11 protein-coding genes and 1 pseudogene are annotated in these 17,726 nt (G+C 41.1%); 9 read left to right on the top strand and 3 right to left on the bottom strand.

Translation table 11 applies throughout. The features are described 5' to 3' along the window. Positions 1-367: 367 nt before the first annotated feature. Positions 368-958, top strand: a pseudogene (locus LQ227_RS20160) (DUF6266 family protein); the annotation flags it as partial. Between the two features lie 130 nt (positions 959-1,088). Here LQ227_RS20160 and LQ227_RS20165 read toward each other — a convergent pair. Further along, positions 1,089-2,126 (bottom strand): AraC family transcriptional regulator, encoded by a 1,038-nt coding sequence (locus LQ227_RS20165; RefSeq protein WP_230150746.1) that lies wholly within the window; start codon positions 2,124-2,126, stop codon positions 1,089-1,091. 146 nt (positions 2,127-2,272) lie between these two features. Between LQ227_RS20165 and LQ227_RS20170 the strand changes: the two genes are divergently transcribed. The 6 genes from LQ227_RS20170 to LQ227_RS20195 all read left to right on the top strand — a co-directional run bounded on the left by LQ227_RS20170 (position 2,273) and on the right by LQ227_RS20195 (position 7,016). Further along, positions 2,273-2,671, top strand: a complete 399-nt coding sequence (locus LQ227_RS20170) for a nuclear transport factor 2 family protein (protein ID WP_230144991.1) — start codon at positions 2,273-2,275, stop codon at positions 2,669-2,671. A gap of 66 nt (positions 2,672-2,737) precedes the next feature. After that, on the top strand, positions 2,738-3,130 hold the full coding sequence (locus LQ227_RS20175) for a nuclear transport factor 2 family protein (protein ID WP_230144992.1): 393 nt from the start codon (positions 2,738-2,740) through the stop codon (positions 3,128-3,130). A gap of 171 nt (positions 3,131-3,301) precedes the next feature. Further along, a complete protein-coding gene (locus LQ227_RS20180) occupies positions 3,302-4,207 on the top strand; it encodes an AraC family transcriptional regulator (RefSeq protein WP_230144993.1) in 906 nt (301 codons plus the stop codon). An 81-nt stretch (positions 4,208-4,288) separates the two neighbouring features. Next, on the top strand, positions 4,289-5,290 hold the full coding sequence (locus tag LQ227_RS20185; protein WP_230144994.1) for an aldo/keto reductase: 1,002 nt from the start codon (positions 4,289-4,291) through the stop codon (positions 5,288-5,290). Between the two features lie 674 nt (positions 5,291-5,964). After that, positions 5,965-6,480, top strand: coding sequence for a Crp/Fnr family transcriptional regulator (locus tag LQ227_RS20190; RefSeq protein ID WP_371823062.1), 516 nt, complete (start codon positions 5,965-5,967; stop codon positions 6,478-6,480). A gap of 122 nt (positions 6,481-6,602) precedes the next feature. Next, positions 6,603-7,016, top strand: a complete 414-nt coding sequence (locus LQ227_RS20195; RefSeq protein ID WP_230150748.1) for an ester cyclase — start codon at positions 6,603-6,605, stop codon at positions 7,014-7,016. Positions 7,017-7,185: 169 nt separating this feature from the next. Here the strand turns inward: LQ227_RS20195 and LQ227_RS20200 are convergent, their stop codons facing one another. Both LQ227_RS20200 and LQ227_RS20205 read right to left on the bottom strand, forming a co-directional pair. After that, positions 7,186-9,231: an alpha-glucuronidase gene (locus LQ227_RS20200; protein ID WP_230150750.1), complete on the bottom strand. Its 2,046-nt coding sequence runs from the start codon at positions 9,229-9,231 to the stop codon at positions 7,186-7,188. Then, positions 9,232-11,856: a glycoside hydrolase family 3 C-terminal domain-containing protein gene (locus tag LQ227_RS20205; RefSeq protein WP_230150752.1), complete on the bottom strand. Its 2,625-nt coding sequence runs from the start codon at positions 11,854-11,856 to the stop codon at positions 9,232-9,234. It abuts the gene before it with no gap. A gap of 516 nt (positions 11,857-12,372) precedes the next feature. Between LQ227_RS20205 and LQ227_RS20210 the strand changes: the two genes are divergently transcribed. Further along, positions 12,373-16,542, top strand: a complete 4,170-nt coding sequence (locus LQ227_RS20210; protein WP_230150754.1) for a hybrid sensor histidine kinase/response regulator transcription factor — start codon at positions 12,373-12,375, stop codon at positions 16,540-16,542. A gap of 212 nt (positions 16,543-16,754) precedes the next feature. Beyond that, a complete protein-coding gene (locus LQ227_RS20215; protein ID WP_230150757.1) occupies positions 16,755-17,726 on the top strand; it encodes a glycoside hydrolase family 43 protein in 972 nt (323 codons plus the stop codon).

Raw genomic sequence — 17,726 nt, forward strand, 5'->3', positions numbered from 1 at the left:
CAGAACATGCTTGCAAAGGTGGTGCTTTAGAAGTAAGACTGAGTGATATCCGGAATAAAAATGGGAAAAAGAAATAAACGCAAAGTAAGTTTGAGAAGAGCAAATTAGATTTGCAAGATTATTTTAGCATATATATTCAGTTCGGAAAAACTAAGGATTAGGATGGCATTGGTTCGGAGTTGGTTCGGACTTAAAACAGAGTTGTGACAATTATACCCGAACTAACTATGTTTTAAACCCCTGTTAAATTTGCTGAAATAGTATATTGATTACAATTCTTTTTTTATCTTAGTGTTAATCATCCCATAATTTTTAAAATTATGGCAATATTTAAACAAGGAATCAACGGTGTTTCACCGGGAAAGTTGGGAGCGTAATAGGCTATCAGCTAAATGGACAATGGGTGATGAAAGCTTCACCTAAATCCAGTGCAAAAAACAAGAAAGGAACAGCCCAACAAAAGCGTTGCAGGTTTGGTTTTACCAGGATGCAGCATTTCCTTAAGCCCTTAATTACATTCATTAGGGTAGGGTACAATCTCGAATCTAAATTGAGGATGATGACTGCGCATAATGCAGCCAAGTCGTACAATATGCTCAACGCATTGGACGCAAAAGGCGAAATTGATTGTGCAAAGGTATGTCTAACCTTTGGAGGTTTATTTGGTGCAGAAAAGCCCAACGTAGTTAAAGACGATGTGGGCCTTCATTTCAGCTGGAAAAATAATACAGCTAATAACTCGATTAGGGAAACAGATCAGGTGATGGTAATTGCTTATAATGTTAAAGCACAGCGGACTTATTTTAAACTCAGTGGCGCAAGAAGACTTGATGGCATGGAGACAATTGAAATCCCCGCATTTGAAAAAGATAATGAACTGCATACCTGGATTTCATTTATTTCGGATGACAGGCAGTCTATTGCAATGAGTAGCTACACAGGGAATATTATCATTTAGGATACCAGTAACCAGCCATTCCATCGGCGACTCCTAAATTATGCTTTTTATAGTTTGCCAGGCCGATTATCGCCATAGGTTTACTTGCAGCCGTCTCAATTGTACAATAGTATAACAACGATAATAGCCGTTAAAAAATAGTGTGAATTTTTCTACTAGGAGAGGTACAATTTTTTTGATAATCAGTAGGTGCCGCTCCCGTCCATCGTTTAAATGCACGTATAAATGCGCTTACTTCATTGTAGCCAAGCATGGTAGATATTTCTTTTATCTGAAGAGCATCATCTTTCAAATACATTAAAGCAAGGTTTTTACGGGCTTCATCAGCTAGCTGCTGAAAATTGATCTCCTCATTTTTTAATTTACGCTGGAGTGTGCGCGGACTGAGGTTAAAGTTACATGCAATATCTTCCAGGGTAACCATTTTTAGATAAGAGTTTGACCATATGTAATTGTAAATACGCTTTTTTAATGCCTGGTCAGATACATGCGTATTTTGCCAGAGGCCTTCTTCCAAAAGCAGAACTTGCTGATGCTCGTGTTTTGATCTTATAATTCTTTCATCCCAGTAGGCAATATCAAATGAAATTTGAGTGGTTTTTGCATTTATTTCAGGCCTGCAACGAAGTACACGCTCATATTCCTCAAGGTTATCCAGCGATCTGGCGAAGCTCACCGAACTTGGATAAAGCTTTTTAAACAATAACCCGTCAAGTTCGTGTATAACCAGAACCATTAAAAGGTCAACAGTTTGTATTTCAGTTGTATCTTGAGCCCAATCCCGGTTGGCCGGTACAAATGTTATCGAAAAATGATGGTCATCTCTGAAAATTCTAAGTTCTACCGATGCCGAGATGATTTGAGCCAATGGGGCAGCATTAGTTACCGCTTCACCCACTGTACTGCTCGTTTTTATTATTTCTCCTACAATTCCCAATGCCTGTAGCTGTAAGGATTCCCCAAAATGAAGACCGAACAAGTTGTCTCTGGTCACAGATACAGCATTAAACCAGACATCGTCGATCTGTTTAGCCGTAAGCGGGTTTTTTGACGCGGTCAGTTCATCCATGGTGATGTTTGAGGCGCGGAGCAATTTTTCTGCCGATATGTCTCTTTGAACTGCGTAACCAATCAGTCTTGATATGAAATTTTTAATCTGGTCTTCCATAATAGATAAATACTTAAAGCTAAAATATCAATATAGTAGGGAATAAAAATAATTTGACGGAAAAAGATAGCTTAATGTCGTTTAATGGTAATCTTAACTTCAGTTGAACCTGCGACCTTTGGTTCAGATACTAAATAGAAAATATTATGGAAAATCAATCAAAACAAACAGTGATAGAATTTTTGGCCTCAGTTAAAGCGGTCGATCTTGAAAAAATTGGCCAACTGTTGTCTCCCGAGGTAAATTGGTCGCAGCCTGGCAGCAACGAGATCTCAGGCCTAAAGCGTTCACAGCAGGAGGTATTCGAAATGGTAGGTAAGATGTTCGAGATTTCCGGTAACACACTACAGTTATATGACTACCAATCAATTAGCTTAAACGGTAACCGCGTTGCATGCCTGTTGCATTGGATGGCAGAGAAACCCTCTGGAGAAAAACTCGACGTTTACAATATAGATATTTACACGGTTGAGCATGGTAAAATCTGTAATGTAGAGATTTTTTCTGCTGACCAGGTGCAGGAGGATGGCTTCTGGACAAACTAAGCAAAATAAATGCCGGACAGACTATTTCGCACTGTCCGGCCTGTGATCTTGTAATACTAAAAATAGATGAAAGCAACTGAATCTTACAGCCCCATCGATGTAGTCTTGAGCTATTATTCTGCATTAGGTGAACGTAATATCGAAAAGATAATAGCAATGTTCCCAGAAGAGCTTGATTGGTATATTCCTGGAGACGAAACAATCGCGCCCTGGTTAGGAACTCGCAATACCTGTGATCAGGTAAGGGAATTTTTTGAACTGTTATGGCAAAATACAGAAGCCGTTTCTGCAATGATTGATCATATAGCAGTCGTTGGAAATGTAGTAATTAGTTCGGGGAATTTTGAAACTCGGATGGTGAAAACAAACAAAGTTTATAAATCGCTGTTTTTCACCGAAATAACCATTGTTGAGGGATCATTAAATACAGACTATTGGAAGATACTTTGGGTTTGGTAAGGGCTTTGGATGATGGGTTGTGAAAATACAGTCTATGGATCGCTCTTCATCAAAACAGATTGTTAATTAATGCTGATAAGCAGTTTGTTTCAGGGGTTTCTGGAATTGGTGGTCGGGATCAATCAATTTGGTTTATGCAAGTATATTATTTGATTTTTATAAATTTACAGTATGAAACAAGCAGAGACCGTTATCGATTTTTACAACAGGCTGCCAGACCATGCGCCCATCGATGTTCCACTTGATAATGCTGGCATCGGCCACATCAACGTATTCACAAGAGAGAACTGCGCCGTGGTAAGTCCATACAGTCGCCGCGATTTTTATAAGGTTTCACTTATCATTGGTAAGGGAAAGATCTACTATGCAGATAAGTGGATACAGATTGACCGACCTGCACTACTATTTTCAAACCCTATTGTGCCTTATTCCTGGGAAGCAGAGTCAGATCAGCAGTCGGGCTGGTATTGTCTTTTTACCGAAGATTTTATTCAGCATAGTGAACGGGTAAATAACCTGCGCGATTCGCCTTTGTTTAAGGTCGGCTGTAATCCGGTGTTCTTTCCGGATGAAGTTCAATTGCGCGAATTTTCGGCTATATTCCAAAAGATGCAGGCAGAAATGCACTCTACTTATCCGCACAAGTACGATGTATTGCGTAGCTATTTGCACCTGTTGATTCATGAGGCGATGAAAAATAATCCGGCCACAAATTTTCATACCTATGCCAATGCCTCTTCAAGGGTTTCTGCCTTATTTCTTGAACTGCTGGAAAGACAGTTTCCAATTGATTCTCCTGCGCTTATACTCAAACTGAAAAACCCTGCCGATTATGCCGATGCTTTATCCGTACACATCAATCACCTCAACCGTTCTGTAAAAGAGGTAACCGGTAAGACCACAAGCGCTCATATCGCTGCCCGGATCGTTAAAGAGGCTAAGGCACTATTGCAGCATACCGACTGGAATATCGGTGATGTGGCCTACAGCCTGGGCTTTGAATACCCTTCATATTTTACACTATTCTTTAAAAAACACACCGGCTCAGCACCGACTAAACTGAGAGAAACTGTTTGAATATTATAACGATCTGTTTGATGCTTATAAGTCGCGGTTTTGCTTTCTTATCTACATTTGAAGGAACAAAATCTGATCAAAATGAAATATAGAAATTTAGGAACAACCAGCGAAAAACTGTCTGCACTTGGCTTAGGCTGCATGGGCATGAGTTTTGCGTATGGCCCTACAGACGACAAAGAAAGTTTAGCGACGCTTGAAAAAGCACTTGATCTTGGGATCAATTTTTGGGATACGGCCGACATGTATGCAAACGGAGCGAATGAAGAACTCATTTCTAAGGTACTAGTGCCTAACCGGAATAAGGTATTTATTGCAACTAAATTTGGATTCCGTTTTAAAGATGGAATTGCGGGCCCCAGCAGCGCAACGGGAACTTATTTTGATGGTTCTCCGGCCTGGATGAGAGTTGCTGTTGAACAGAGCCTGAAACGATTGAAAATCGATACCATAGACCTCTATTATGCCCATCGGGTTGACCCGAACATTCCGATTGAAGAAACTGTTGGCGCTATGGCCGATCTGGTAAGAGAAGGAAAGGTACGCTATCTTGGACTGAGTGAGGCTTCTGTCGCTTCTTTACGCAAAGCACATGCCGAGCATCCGATTGCTGCGCTGCAAAGTGAGTACTCTTTGCTTACAAGGGATGTGGAAAATGGGATATTGCAGACTACCCGTGAGCTTGGTATTTCACTTGTGCCTTATTCTCCGTTGGCGCGGGGACTGGTTACCAATGCACTTGACGTAAACACCTTGGCTGACGATGATTTTAGAAGAACCCTGCCACGTTACCAGCAGGAAAATATTACCGGTAACAATAGGCTCATAGCTGAATTTGCGGCACTGGCAGGTACCAAGGGCTGCACACCTGCACAGCTTGCCCTGGCATGGGTGCTGGCGCAGGGCGAGGATATTATCCCGATTCCAGGCACGAAAAAAAGAAAATACCTGGAAGACAATGTAGGTGCGATTGAAGTTGAGCTGACAGGTGATGATCTTACAGCGGTTGATGAACTGATCAAACGATACCCTATAACTGGCGAGCGTTATAGTGAAGGCGCAATGAAGATGGTTAACCATTAACGGAGCTTCTATAACTTGTGCTGGTGCGAGTTTTTAACTCGTACCAATATAAAAAGCCATAGTTCTAAAATTTAGAAAGTCCCAATCCCCTGCTAGTCCGAACATATTGCAATTAGATAAATTATGCTGGTGCGAGTTTTTAACTCGTACCAATATAAAAAAACCATAGTTCTGAAATTTAGAAAATCGCAATCCTAAACTTTCCTAATTTTTGAGACATAATAATCCGGTTGAGGCAGGCTTTGTAACAGAAGACTACCATTGGAAGTATAGTAGTGCAATAGATTTTTCTGGAGAAAGGGGGGTAGAAATTGATATAATTTAAGTTAATTTGGATACGAGCCACAAGCTCGCATCAGCTTGGGAAAAGGCGTGTGTTAGAGATTGATATAATTTAACTTAATTTGGATACGAGCTACAAGCTCGCACCAGCTTGGGATATAATTTAAGTTAATTTGGATACGGGCTACAAGCTCGCACCAGCTTTGAGAGTTACCTTTTTTATAGGTATACTTTTCTTTTAAACAGTAATCTAATTACTTACACTTTTATCATATTTGTAAAACGATGATTCATTTAAATATTCATCTTAACTAATATTAAAAAAGTTGACGATACTGCCATTAATCGAATATTTTAAAAAATACCTTCCTTTAAATTCCGGGGAAATAAACTTGCTTGCCGAAAGAACGACACACAGAAAAATAAAACGGAGGCAAATGATCTTGCAGGAAGGCTTTGTTTGCAAACATTATACGTTTGTGGAGAAAGGCTGCTTTAAAATGTATGGCATCGATGAAAAAGGGACGGAGCATAATCTGGGGTTTGCAGCAGAGAATGATTGGGTTGCCGACCTTGGAAGTTTTTATTCGGGAAAACCAAGCAAGCTTTTTATAGAAGCAATTGAACCTTCCACTATTCTACAGATTGAGCATCAGGACTTGCTTTATCTTTATGTAAATTCGCCAAAGTTTGACAGAAACTTTCGTGTGATCGTGGAGGAAAAGTTCATTGAACTTCAAAACCGCTTGTTACAAAATTTCAGTTCAAATGCATCGCAACGCTATCTGGATTTCCTGGCACAATATGCAGCGCTGGCTTCAAGATTACCCAATACGCAGATCGCTTCCTATCTGGGCATCACACCCGAATTTCTCAGCAAGATCAGAAAAAATATATCATTAAAATAACATCTACCCTTAAGCTACATTAAGACTATTTCTTAAGCTTGTTTATTGGCTAGAAAGGTAATTATGTGTCACCTTTACATTATAAAAACAAGTGCATATTACAAGCTATAAAAAAATAGAAAATGGGAGCAACAAAAGAATTTTTTGATCAATTTTTACAGTTCATTAATACTGCTGACGAAAATTTAGCACAACAATTAATAAGTCCGGCAGCAAAGTTCCATGTGCCTTTTCAGGCTGACCCGCTACAAGGGCCTAAAGGTTATTTAACGATTATCGGAATGATGCGCAGCGGCTTTCCGGATATTCAGTGGAATATTGAAGAGATGATCACTGAGAATGATAGGGTAGCGGTTAGGTTTACCATGAAAGGAACTCATAGAGGAACTTTCTTTGGCGTACCCGCAACTGAAAAACCTATTGCAGTTGCAGCAATAAATTTTTACCGTTTGTTTAACAACCAGATTATAGAGGAAGTAGGGCAACCAGATCTGCTTGCTTTACTGACTCAAATCGGAGCTGTACCCGCAATGTGATTCTTCCAGGCCAGAAACAAACCTGAATTCATGGTAATTTAGTACTGTTTATCACAACTACAATAAATTGGCTGATATCAGGATCTAGGTTCTCTAAGCAAGCTGCTGCATTTTTTGCAATCAAAATTTCGCAATGCCCTTTTTTTGGTTTTGTCTTGATGAAAACAGGCTATTCATAGTCCTTACTTTTGGTCAGCTTTTTCAAAGTATCCAGTTCATATATTGGGCGTTCCAAGTCATATGGAATTTCTCTTTTGCTAAACTGCTGAAAATATAACAAACAGGCATCCTTCCAAACCTGTGCATCACGGCTTTGGATCTTGAGTTTGGATTGCACGGATTTGAACCGATCATCATCAACCAAGCCCTTGGTACTGTCCCAGATGCGCTGGAACGCACGAACGCGTTGCAAACCCGAATCGTAACGATAACAAAGCGCTGTCCAAAGGTCGTTTCCATTTTTAAGTTTATAAGTCCATGGCACATGGTGAAACCACAACAAATATTCTTCCGGACAACTTTCCAGGCTGTTAAATGTAGATCGGAGTGGTTCATGGTACTGTTCAACGGCATTGCTGCCTGTGCTGCTTCTGTTAAAACCCAGTCCTAAAAGGTCTGCATTGTGGTAGTATACAGAGGTCCAGTCGGCCCTGATGGCTTTATTCGAGAACCATGGGGCGGGCCCGTAATGATGGCCTTCGGCAAAAATGTGGTGTAATCCTAAAGGCATCATGTAATCCACAGCTGCTTCTCTGCTCTGCATCATCATCTCTTTTATCGGCTTTACCAGATTTCCCTCCATTTTCTTTTCCGTAGGACTTAAAAAAGTTTGCCTAATCCATTCATCCGCAATGTCTTCACTCTTAAACTTGTTATCCCAGGCAAGTCTGCCGAAAGCATACCAATTGGCCTGTGCAAAAATATGCCCGGTCCAATTTCGCTCCAGGCCAATATTGGATACCCCTGCAATTGCACTGAAGGTGCGTTTATCCAATGTCCCATCTGTACAGGCCGCTACAGTGCTGCCTTTACCGTTTCGGTAGGTATCGCTTTGTAAACATTCTTCCCAAAGGGTAGACAAGAAAACCAGGTGATTAGACCAGCCCAGATACTCCTGCGTGATCTGAAACTCTGGCATTACAGGGGTTTTAATCATGGCTCCGAATAGGGGACTGAATGGCTCTCGGGGTTGAAAATCAAGTGGTCCGTTTTTGATCTGGATAATTACATTTTTCTTGAATTTACCATCAAATTTTAAAAACTCATTATAGGCTTGTTTCGTACGGTCTTCATTGCTTGGTTGATATACAAAGGCACGCCACATGACAATCCCTCCAAAAGGGGAGAGCGCATCAGCCATCATATTGGCGCCATCAACGTGTGTCCTTCCGAAATTTTGAGGGCCAGGTTGCCCTTCGCTATTGGCTTTTACAAGAAATCCTCCAAAATCAGGAATAAGTGAATAAATTTCTTTGGCCTTAGCTGCCCACCATTGCCTAACAGCAGGATCAAGAGGGTCGGCGGTTTTAAGTTTTCCAACCGTAACGGGTGAGGAAAAGTTGACCGATAAATAGACTTTTAAGCCATACGGGCGCAATACTGTAGCAATAGACTGAACCTTTTGAAGATAGGCCGTGGTGAGGATTTTTGCAGATGCGTTTACGTTATTGAGCACTGTGCCATTTATGCCTATGGAGGCATTGGCTCTTGCGTATTCTTTGTACAACGCGATATCTGCCTCACTAAGTTGAAGCGAAGAATCGCCCTGTCTCCAAAATATTGAACCTCCAGCATACCCGCGTTCTACAGAACCATCCAGATTATCCCAATGGTTAAGGATTCTTCTTGAATAGGAGGGATTGGATGAATAATTTTGATCAGACTTTCCTAAATACTGCCTTCTAAGGAGCTCGTAGCTTCCATAAAGGATTCCCAGATCCGTTTTAGCGACAATTTTATCACCTTCCAAACGAAATCCATCATCGGTAATCGAACCATCTTTAACAAAATAAAATTTTAGTTCTGCGCCGTCTTTTCCCAACCACCCGTTTTTAATTTCTTTTGTAGCAATGCTTAATACCGGCGACTTTCTTGGCGATACCACCTTTACCTGCTTGGCAGCGGTATTGCGGAGCCAAAGTTGGTGTCCATCTTCAGCCTTCAGAAAATGCGTGGTAGCTGTAATGATAATCAATAGCAGGATAATCTTTTTCATCTAGTTGATTATTAGTTTTCGGGTTACAATATTACCGCTTGTTTTCAGCTTCTCATCGGGCTGGCTTCCACCAATCGATAATGTGATCTCGCCTTTTAGTGGTCTTTTTGTTCCCTTATCATCAATATAACTAAGTTCATCAGGTGATAATTTAAAATGAACAAGTTTGCTTTCACCAGGTGCCAGGCTAACTCTTTGATATCCCTTAAGGGCTTTTTTTGCTGATTTGATTTTTAAATTGTTATGCATTACATACAACTGGGCAACCTCGTCGCTCTGCATTTTACCGGTATTAGTAATCTTTACAGACAAACTTGTTCCTTTGCCTGATTTAAGCTTTGAAGGTAAGATAAAGTTGTGATAATTGAATGTAGAATAGCTTAATCCATATCCAAATCCGAAAAGAGGTTTGCCTTTGAAATACCTGTAGGTCCGATTTTCCATATTATAATCATTAAAATCTTTTAGATCCTCATCGCTCTTATAAAAGGTTACCGGAAGTCTTCCTGAAGGGCTGTAATCACCGAACAACAAATCAGCTACTGCAGTTCCTGCCGATTGGCCGCCGTACCAGGCATTAACAATAGCAGGTATGTTTTCGGCTTCCCATGGAATGGCGATGGCGCTCCCTGTCATCATCACAAAAACAACTGGCTTGCCGCTCGATTTTAAAGCTTTCATCAGTGAGGTTTGCGCTTGGGGAAGCATGATAGAAGTTCTGTCGCCACCATTAAAACCAGGTACATTTACTTTCATTTCTTCGCCTTCAAGCTGTGGAGAAATGCCGCCCACAAATATAAATGCGTCTGCATCGCGATGGCGTGCAACCAACTCGGTAAAATCTGTGCGCCCAAAGGTACCTCCCGCAAAGCGGATCTTTGCTCCACCCTCACCTTGCCAGTACTCCATTTCAATTTTGTATGTAGAATCTTTTGAAACAGGAATTTTATACGTCTTAGCGCCCCACCTGTTTTTAGACCAGGCATCTAAAACTTTTTGCCCGTTTACCTTTAAACGATAGCCATCATCCCCATCTACTTCAAAGGTAATTTCTTCTGACTTTAAAGCTTTAAACACCGTGCTGAACCTGGCAGAAAAATGGTTTGCCGCCAAACCTTCCCCAATTTGCTCGCCCTCTTGCCAGTTGTGGTTTATTGATTCTTCGAACCGCGTTAAAAAAGGTGCTCCCTGCAGTTCTATACCCTTGTAATATTCGGCCTTGAAACCCTTGTGGCCTTCTGCAGTTAATTGGTTCTCTAAATTTCGATAATGTAGGATTGTATCGCTCGCAAACGAAATTGCCTGCTCATATATCACCTCTGTTTGATTTCCCAATTTATCTTTTATGCCCTGAAGAACCGTTGTAATGGTTGAGGGGGTACCATTGTAATTTCCAAGCACCGAAATATCATTATTGGCATTCGGGCCAAGCACCACAAGTTTCTTAAGATTCTTTTTCAACGGGAGTGTGTTGGATTCGTTTTTTAACAAAACCATCGATGCCCTTGCCATTTTAAGTGCATGTGCTTTGTGGGCACTGTTTTCTAAAACTGTTATTGGCGTATTGGCGTATTTCACCATCGAAGGCGGATCGAACATGCCAAGCCTGAACCGGATCATGAACAGTCTTTTTACCGATACGTCAATATCTTTTTCTGTTATAATCCCGTTTTTAACCGCAGTAAGTAAAGCTTTATAAGCATCAGTTCCACAGTCTAGATCGGTTCCATGAAAAACGGCATCAGCCGAAGCACTTGCTGCGTCTTTGTGGGTTTTGTGATTTTTAAAGAAATCATCAATGGCCCAACAATCTGAAGTAACATAGCCCTTAAACCCCCATTTCTTTCTTAAAATGTCGGTCATTAAAAGATCGCTGCCACAACATGGTTGGCCTTGAAATGCGTTATAAGCACACATCACTCCGGCAACTTCCGATTTCGTAACCAGTTTTTCAAAAGCTGGCAAATAAGTGTCCCAAAGATCAAAGGCACTAACATCTGCATTGAATACGTGGCGTAGCGGCTCTGGTCCGCTATGTACAGCATAATGCTTCGCACAAGCAGCCGCTTTCAGGTACTTTGGGTCATCGCCTTGCAAACCCCTCACAAATGCATCTCCAAGTGTAGCAGTTAAATAAGGATCCTCTCCATAGGTTTCCTGACCGCGTCCCCATCTCGGGTCTCTAAAGATATTGATATTGGGTGTCCAATAGGTCAATCCAAGATAGCGTTCATTCGTACGGCCAAGCGCAACCGCCTTGTTGTAAATTGCCCGCCCTTCTAAAGCAGAATAGTCTGCCATTTTAGCAAGTGCTGCAGGATCGAACATGGCTGCCATTGCAATGGCCTGCGGATATACGGTAACCTTAAACGGCGTTCTGGCAACCCCGTGCAGTGTTTCATTCCACCAATCGTAAGCCGGAATTTTTAATCTTGGAATGGCAGGTGCTGAATTAAGCATCTGAAAAACTTTTTCCTCAAGTGTTAATCTGGACACCAAATCATCAACCCTTTTATCAAAAGGTAATTTGTAATCTTCAAATGGATATTCCTGTGCCTGAATTGGACTGGTAATGTGTAGAAGAACTAACGTGGTAAATATGGTTAAAAAGAATAATCGTCTCATATATTTGGTTTTCTTAACTTTTGCAAGTTCCAAATAGTTTGACTTCGGGAGGTGTACATTTGGATAAAAACCTATGACAAATGTTTCGATCTGGTTGTTTGGCCCCTTTAAATTTTTATTTCATCTGATAAATTAGGACGAACATTGTGGAATATTGAACATTTATTGCTGTAATTTTCACAATTGACTTAACGCTCATCAGATAATCAGGTTATTTTAGCTTGAATTCGGAAACCATGGGCGAAAACCATGTGCGCTGATTAAATACCAGATATGTTCAGTTCTGGCTGCTACCTACCTAACTGATAAACAAATAGATAATATGGGCCATAGCTTTACTTGCAGGGTGATCAAAATTTCCCTGTTGTCATATCTTCACCCGGTTAAAATATTTTCCATGTGCTGCAGCGGGCCAGCCAGTTTGGTTACGCGGGATTTTAGTTTTCTAGAAGGCAGTGTAAACGGGCCTGTCCAGGCCCGATATCAGTATTACTACTCAGATCAAAAAATAAACCCATGATTTTTAAATCTGCTTTTAATAAAATATTCCTGTGCTTTGCGCTCTCACTTCTGATTTTCCCAGTAAAAGACTACGCGCAACGGCAAAAAATAAATTTCACATCACTGCAGATAAAAGATGGCCTATCATCCAACACAGTTAATGCGATAATAAAAGACCACTTTGGTTTTATGTGGTTTGGCACAGAGGACGGACTGAATAAATACGACGGCAGCAACTTCACCGTTTATAAGTTTAATGAAAATGATCCGACAAGCCTGCGGTCCAATGATATCAGGGCTTTACATGAGGACAGTTCGGGTAACCTATGGGTTGGGAGCTCTCTTGGGTCTTTGAGTTTATTTGACCGTAAAAACAATTCCTTCATCACCTATCCTGCCAATGTAGAGGGCGGGCTTAGCAGCGATCTCATTCATGCTGTGACTACAGACCATTTAGGCCATGTTTGGGTAGCAACTTATAATGGGCTTGATGAGCTGGATCCAAAAACAAATAAGATCACTAATCACATCAGGCAAAGCCCAAACAGAAAATCTTCAGCTCAATTATCTTTTAACTGTCTGTTAGAAGATAGTAAGAACAGATTGTGGATCGGATCAAATAATGGGGTGTATCTTTATGACAGGAAAGAAAAGGCTTTCAAGGTTTACCGCCACAGCCCCTCTGATGCGTCCACTCCGATCAGTAACGAGATCAACACGATCTGTGAGGATAAATCAGGAAATATCTGGTTTGGTACCGCGCGGGGAATATGCAGGAAATTGCCTGACCAGGGTGGATTCAGTGCTTTTGTTTATAGGGCCGGCGACCTCAATGCACTTGCCCGTAGCAGGGTGATCAGTCTGGCAATAGATAAAAACAATCAATTATGGGCAGGTACTGATGATGGACTGAAAATTATTGATCTCAAGAGTGCCGCTATTACATCCTACAGGCCAAACTACAGAGATTCCTACTCGCTCACGGGCAAATCGATCAGCAGTATTTATATTAATGACGGGATCTACTGGCTAGGCCCGTTTCATGGCGGAATAAGTAAATATGATTCCAATCTGAATCTTTTTAATCTAAAGCAAAGCAATGTTTTCGATCCCAATGGTTTGAGTGCATCTGTAATCACTTCTTTCGCGCAGTACAGAGATGAAATATTTGTGGGCACAGATGGTGGTGGGCTAAATCTTTTCAATCCGCGTACCGAGCTGATAAAAAGGTTCAATGCCAGATTGCCTGATGGAAGTGCAATGAACAATATTTCCATAATAGCCATGGCCATCACCAAAGAAAAAAAACTGCTCATGGGAACCTATTCAAATGGCTTGGTATCTATGGATCTATTAACGGATAAGCTATTGCAGATTAAACGCTCCACCAAAGCCGATGGGCTGAATTCGAACGACGTTTTTTGTTTAAAAGAAGACAGGACAGGTAAAATCTGGGTAGGAACCAATGGAGGAGGAGTGAACCTGATGACCCCGAATGCTAAAGTGGTTTTAAAATACTGCAAGAACCCCCAGGCGGCCAATGAGGTGGATTTTCCAGGGAATAATTTCATCAGGTTCATAGAAGAAGATGATCAAAATCATATGTGGATCGGCACTTACGGGTCGGGAATATCTATACTTGATCAGTTTACCCATAAATTTTCGGTTCTGAACAAAAAAAACAATAACCTGCCGAATGATCTCACGCTGTCGATATTAAAAGACCGGTCAGGCAATTTATGGGTCGGAACTTTCAGTGGGGGGCTGAGCCGCTATGATCGTAAAAAGAACAGGTTTGTCAACTTCTCTGAAAAAAATGGATTAAACAACGCTACAGTATATGCTATAGTTGAAGACTTAAAGGGGCTGATCTGGGTAAGTACCAATAAAGGCATCAGCAGTTTTGATCCCAGGACAAAAGTATTTACAAACTACACGGTTTATAATGGTGTTCAGAACAACAATTTTATCCGTGGTGCGGGGATGCGAACTGCCGGAGGGGAGATCTATTTTGGAGGGGCCGCTGGTTTCAATTATTTTAACCCGAAGTTCTTTAAAAAAAACAGAAGTGTTCCCTCGGTGATCTTTACGGATCTCAAGGTTTCAAACTTATCGGTGCTGCCCGGCAAGGCCAGTCCGATCCAGGAGCATATATCTATTGCCAAAAATATTCACCTGGACTTTAAACAGAGTTTCACGCTCAGCTATGTCAGCATCAATTACACCGTCCCTGAGGATAATCAGTATTTCTATAAATTAGAAGGGTTTGACAAGGATTGGATAAAGGCCGGCTCGACAAAATCTGTGTCCTATACCAATCTTGATCCAGGAGAATATGTCTTTCATGTTAAAGCAAACAACAGTAATGGCATCTGGAATGCCTCAGAAACTTCCATCGCAATTGATGTTAGCCCTCCGCTCTGGAAAACCACATATGCCTATATTTTTTATATCCTCAGCATTGTTGGTACGCTTTTCTATATACGGCATCTGGGGATCCAGAAACTCAAAAGAAAGTTTGCCCTTGTTCAGGAAAAAATGAAGGCAGAGCAGCGTTTAGCGCAGCACAATAAAGAAGCCGAACAGTTAAGGGCCTTGGATAAACTCAAAATCAAGTTTCTGACAAATCTCAGTCATGAGTTCAGGACCCCGCTTTCACTCATCATGGGGCCTGTAGATAAGCTGATTGCCGAACAGACTGATCAGCACGTTGCCAATCCCTTATTGATGATCAAGCGCAATACAAGGCGGTTGTTAAACCTGGTTAACCAGATCCTGGATTTCAGAAAAATCGAGGACCGCGAACTGACCTTAAATGCTGTTGAAACAGATATCGTTTCTTTCATTAAAGAGGTTCTTGAATCATTCAACGATCTGAGCGAACGCAAGCAGATACAGTTGGTGTTCAAAAGTCAATTGAGCTATTTTAATGCGCCTTTTGATCATGATAAGATCGAAAGGGTGCTGTTTAATCTTTTATCCAATGCATTCAAATTTACCCCGGTTGGTGGAAGGATTTCAGTTGAACTGGAGCAGGTTACACTGCCCGGCGCAGCACATGCAGCTACGCTGATTATTACAGTTGTCGATTCGGGCATAGGCATTTCAGAAACGGATCAGGAAAGAATCTTTCAACGCTTTTTCCAGGCAGATGGAATAGCGCCCATCTTGAATCAGGGAAGTGGCATAGGCCTTTCAATTGCACAGGAATTTGTGAAACTACATGGCGGAAAAATCGCTGTACGGAGTATAGTTGGTCAGGGAAGTGTTTTTACCATCGAAATCCCGTTCTCAAATGTTTGGTCTGCAGCCGAATTGATGATCGATTTTTCGGATGCTGGAGATAAAGGTGCACCGGAGTTGAACACCGTCACATCCCGCCCGGATCGGGATACAGATATCCCTTCTATTCTATTAGTGGAGGACAATGAGGATTTTCGTGCCTATCTTAAAGATGGACTGCAGCCTTTCTACAGGATACACGAGGCCAGCAACGGACAAGAAGGGTGGCAAAAAACGCTGTCGAACCATCCTCAGATCATTGTAAGCGATATCAACATGCCTTATATGAGCGGGATAGAACTGTGTAAAAAAGTTAAATCAGACAAACGGACCAACCACATTCCAATCATATTGCTAACCGCTTTAACCGGGGAAGAGGAACAGATAAAAGGCCTGGAAACTGGTGCAAACGATTATCTCACCAAGCCGTTCAACTTCGAGATCTTAAATGCAAAGATTAAAAACCTGCTTTCCCTCAACAAAAGACTCAAAGACACTTATAGTAAACAGATCAAGGTGGAGGCAGCAGCGGTAACAATCGAATCACACAGCGACCGTCTGTTCAAGAAAGTGGCAGTTTATATTGATGATAATTTAAACAACCCTAAACTATCGGTAGAAGACCTAAGCAAACATGTAGGTATGAGCAGAGGTTCACTGTATCATAAAATACTCGAATTAACAGGGCTTTCGCCAATTGAATATATCCGGTCGGTTAAACTTGATAAGGCGGCTGTTTTATTGGAAAAAAGTGATTTGAATGTTTCGCAAATTGCTTACATGGTTGGATTTGCTACGCCTAATTATTTTGCCAAGTCATTTAAAGCAAAATTTAATATGCAGCCTTCCGAATACATTAGTGTTAAAAGAAAAGTAGAAGACCGTTTGGTAAAAGAAAGTTGAACATACATTTAACCCCAAAGTAGGTGAAAAATACAGCCGATGAACATATTTTCTATTATAATAATCAAATCTTCCTATAAAAAAACATCAGATCCGGTAGCTTCGCTAAACCAAATATATGAGGAATGGTAAATAAAAGCCAGATAGTACACTTTGAAGCGTGAAAACATTATCGTCAAACAAAACTGATTACTGACCAAATAAAAATAATAATGAAATTTAAAGCCCTCTTCCTATTGTTATCAACGCTGGTTTTTGCGGTGCATTTTAAATCGCAGGCGCAAAACCCAATTATCAAACACATGTTTACTGCTGATCCGGCACCACTGGTATATAAAAATAAAGTTTATCTGTATGTTGGGCATGATACCGCAACGGTGAAAGATACCAATTATAAAATGCCCGACTGGCATGTGTTCTCATCAAAAAATATGGTCGACTGGGAAGATCACGGCATGCTGCTTTCGCCAAAGGCATTTTCATGGGCCGGCGGAGATGCGTACGCCGCCCAGTGTATTTACAGGGATGGAAAGTTTTATTGGTATGTATCAACAGGCCACCAAAAAAATAAGGAGAGTAAAGGTGGGATGGCGATCGGCGTAGCGGTTTCTGATAGTCCTGTTGGGCCATTTAAAGATGCAATTGGCAAGGCTTTGGTAACCAATGAGATGACTACCGATAAAAAACATGGTTGGGATGATATTGATCCCACTGTTTTTATCGATGATGATGGGCAGGCTTATCTGTTTTGGGGCAACGGAAGTTGTAAAAGTGTTAAGCTGAAAAAAAATATGATTGAGATGGATGGAGAAATCCAGGTGCTTGACATCAAAAACTATATTGAAGGCCCTTGGGTTTACAAAAGAAAAGGCAACTATTATTTAATCTATGCGGGCGCGGGAACCAAACCCGAAATGATCGAATACTGCATGGCTAAGGGGCCACAGGGACCTTGGGTATACAAAGGTATTATTCAGGGAAATGTTCCCAACAGTTTTACTACTCACCCTGGTGTTATCGATTTTAAGGGTAGATCTTACTTTTTTTACCACAATGGCTCCTTGCCTACAGGTGGTAGTTATAGAAGGTCTATCTGTGTTGATGATATGCACTATAATGAGGATGGCACCATACAAAAAATTGTAGAAACCACTACCGGTGTTAGCCCGGTAAAAGGCAGATAA

Source organism: Pedobacter sp. Bi27 (assembly GCF_918698255.1).
Taxonomy (GTDB): domain Bacteria; phylum Bacteroidota; class Bacteroidia; order Sphingobacteriales; family Sphingobacteriaceae; genus Pedobacter.

Bases quoted from the DNA above. Each gene is read 5' to 3' on its own strand.
- LQ227_RS20165 (WP_230150746.1), bottom strand. From the start codon at position 2,126: ATGGAAGACCAGATTAAAAATTTCATATCAAGACTGATTGGTTACGCA.
- LQ227_RS20170 (WP_230144991.1), top strand. From the start codon at position 2,273: ATGGAAAATCAATCAAAACAAACAGTGATAGAATTTTTGGCCTCAGTT.
- LQ227_RS20175 (WP_230144992.1), top strand. From the start codon at position 2,738: ATGAAAGCAACTGAATCTTACAGCCCCATCGATGTAGTCTTGAGCTAT.
- LQ227_RS20180 (WP_230144993.1), top strand. From the start codon at position 3,302: ATGAAACAAGCAGAGACCGTTATCGATTTTTACAACAGGCTGCCAGAC.
- LQ227_RS20185 (WP_230144994.1), top strand. From the start codon at position 4,289: ATGAAATATAGAAATTTAGGAACAACCAGCGAAAAACTGTCTGCACTT.
- LQ227_RS20195 (WP_230150748.1), top strand. From the start codon at position 6,603: ATGGGAGCAACAAAAGAATTTTTTGATCAATTTTTACAGTTCATTAAT.
- LQ227_RS20200 (WP_230150750.1), bottom strand. From the start codon at position 9,231: ATGAAAAAGATTATCCTGCTATTGATTATCATTACAGCTACCACGCAT.
- LQ227_RS20205 (WP_230150752.1), bottom strand. From the start codon at position 11,856: ATGAGACGATTATTCTTTTTAACCATATTTACCACGTTAGTTCTTCTA.
- LQ227_RS20210 (WP_230150754.1), top strand. From the start codon at position 12,373: ATGATTTTTAAATCTGCTTTTAATAAAATATTCCTGTGCTTTGCGCTC.
- LQ227_RS20215 (WP_230150757.1), top strand. From the start codon at position 16,755: ATGAAATTTAAAGCCCTCTTCCTATTGTTATCAACGCTGGTTTTTGCG.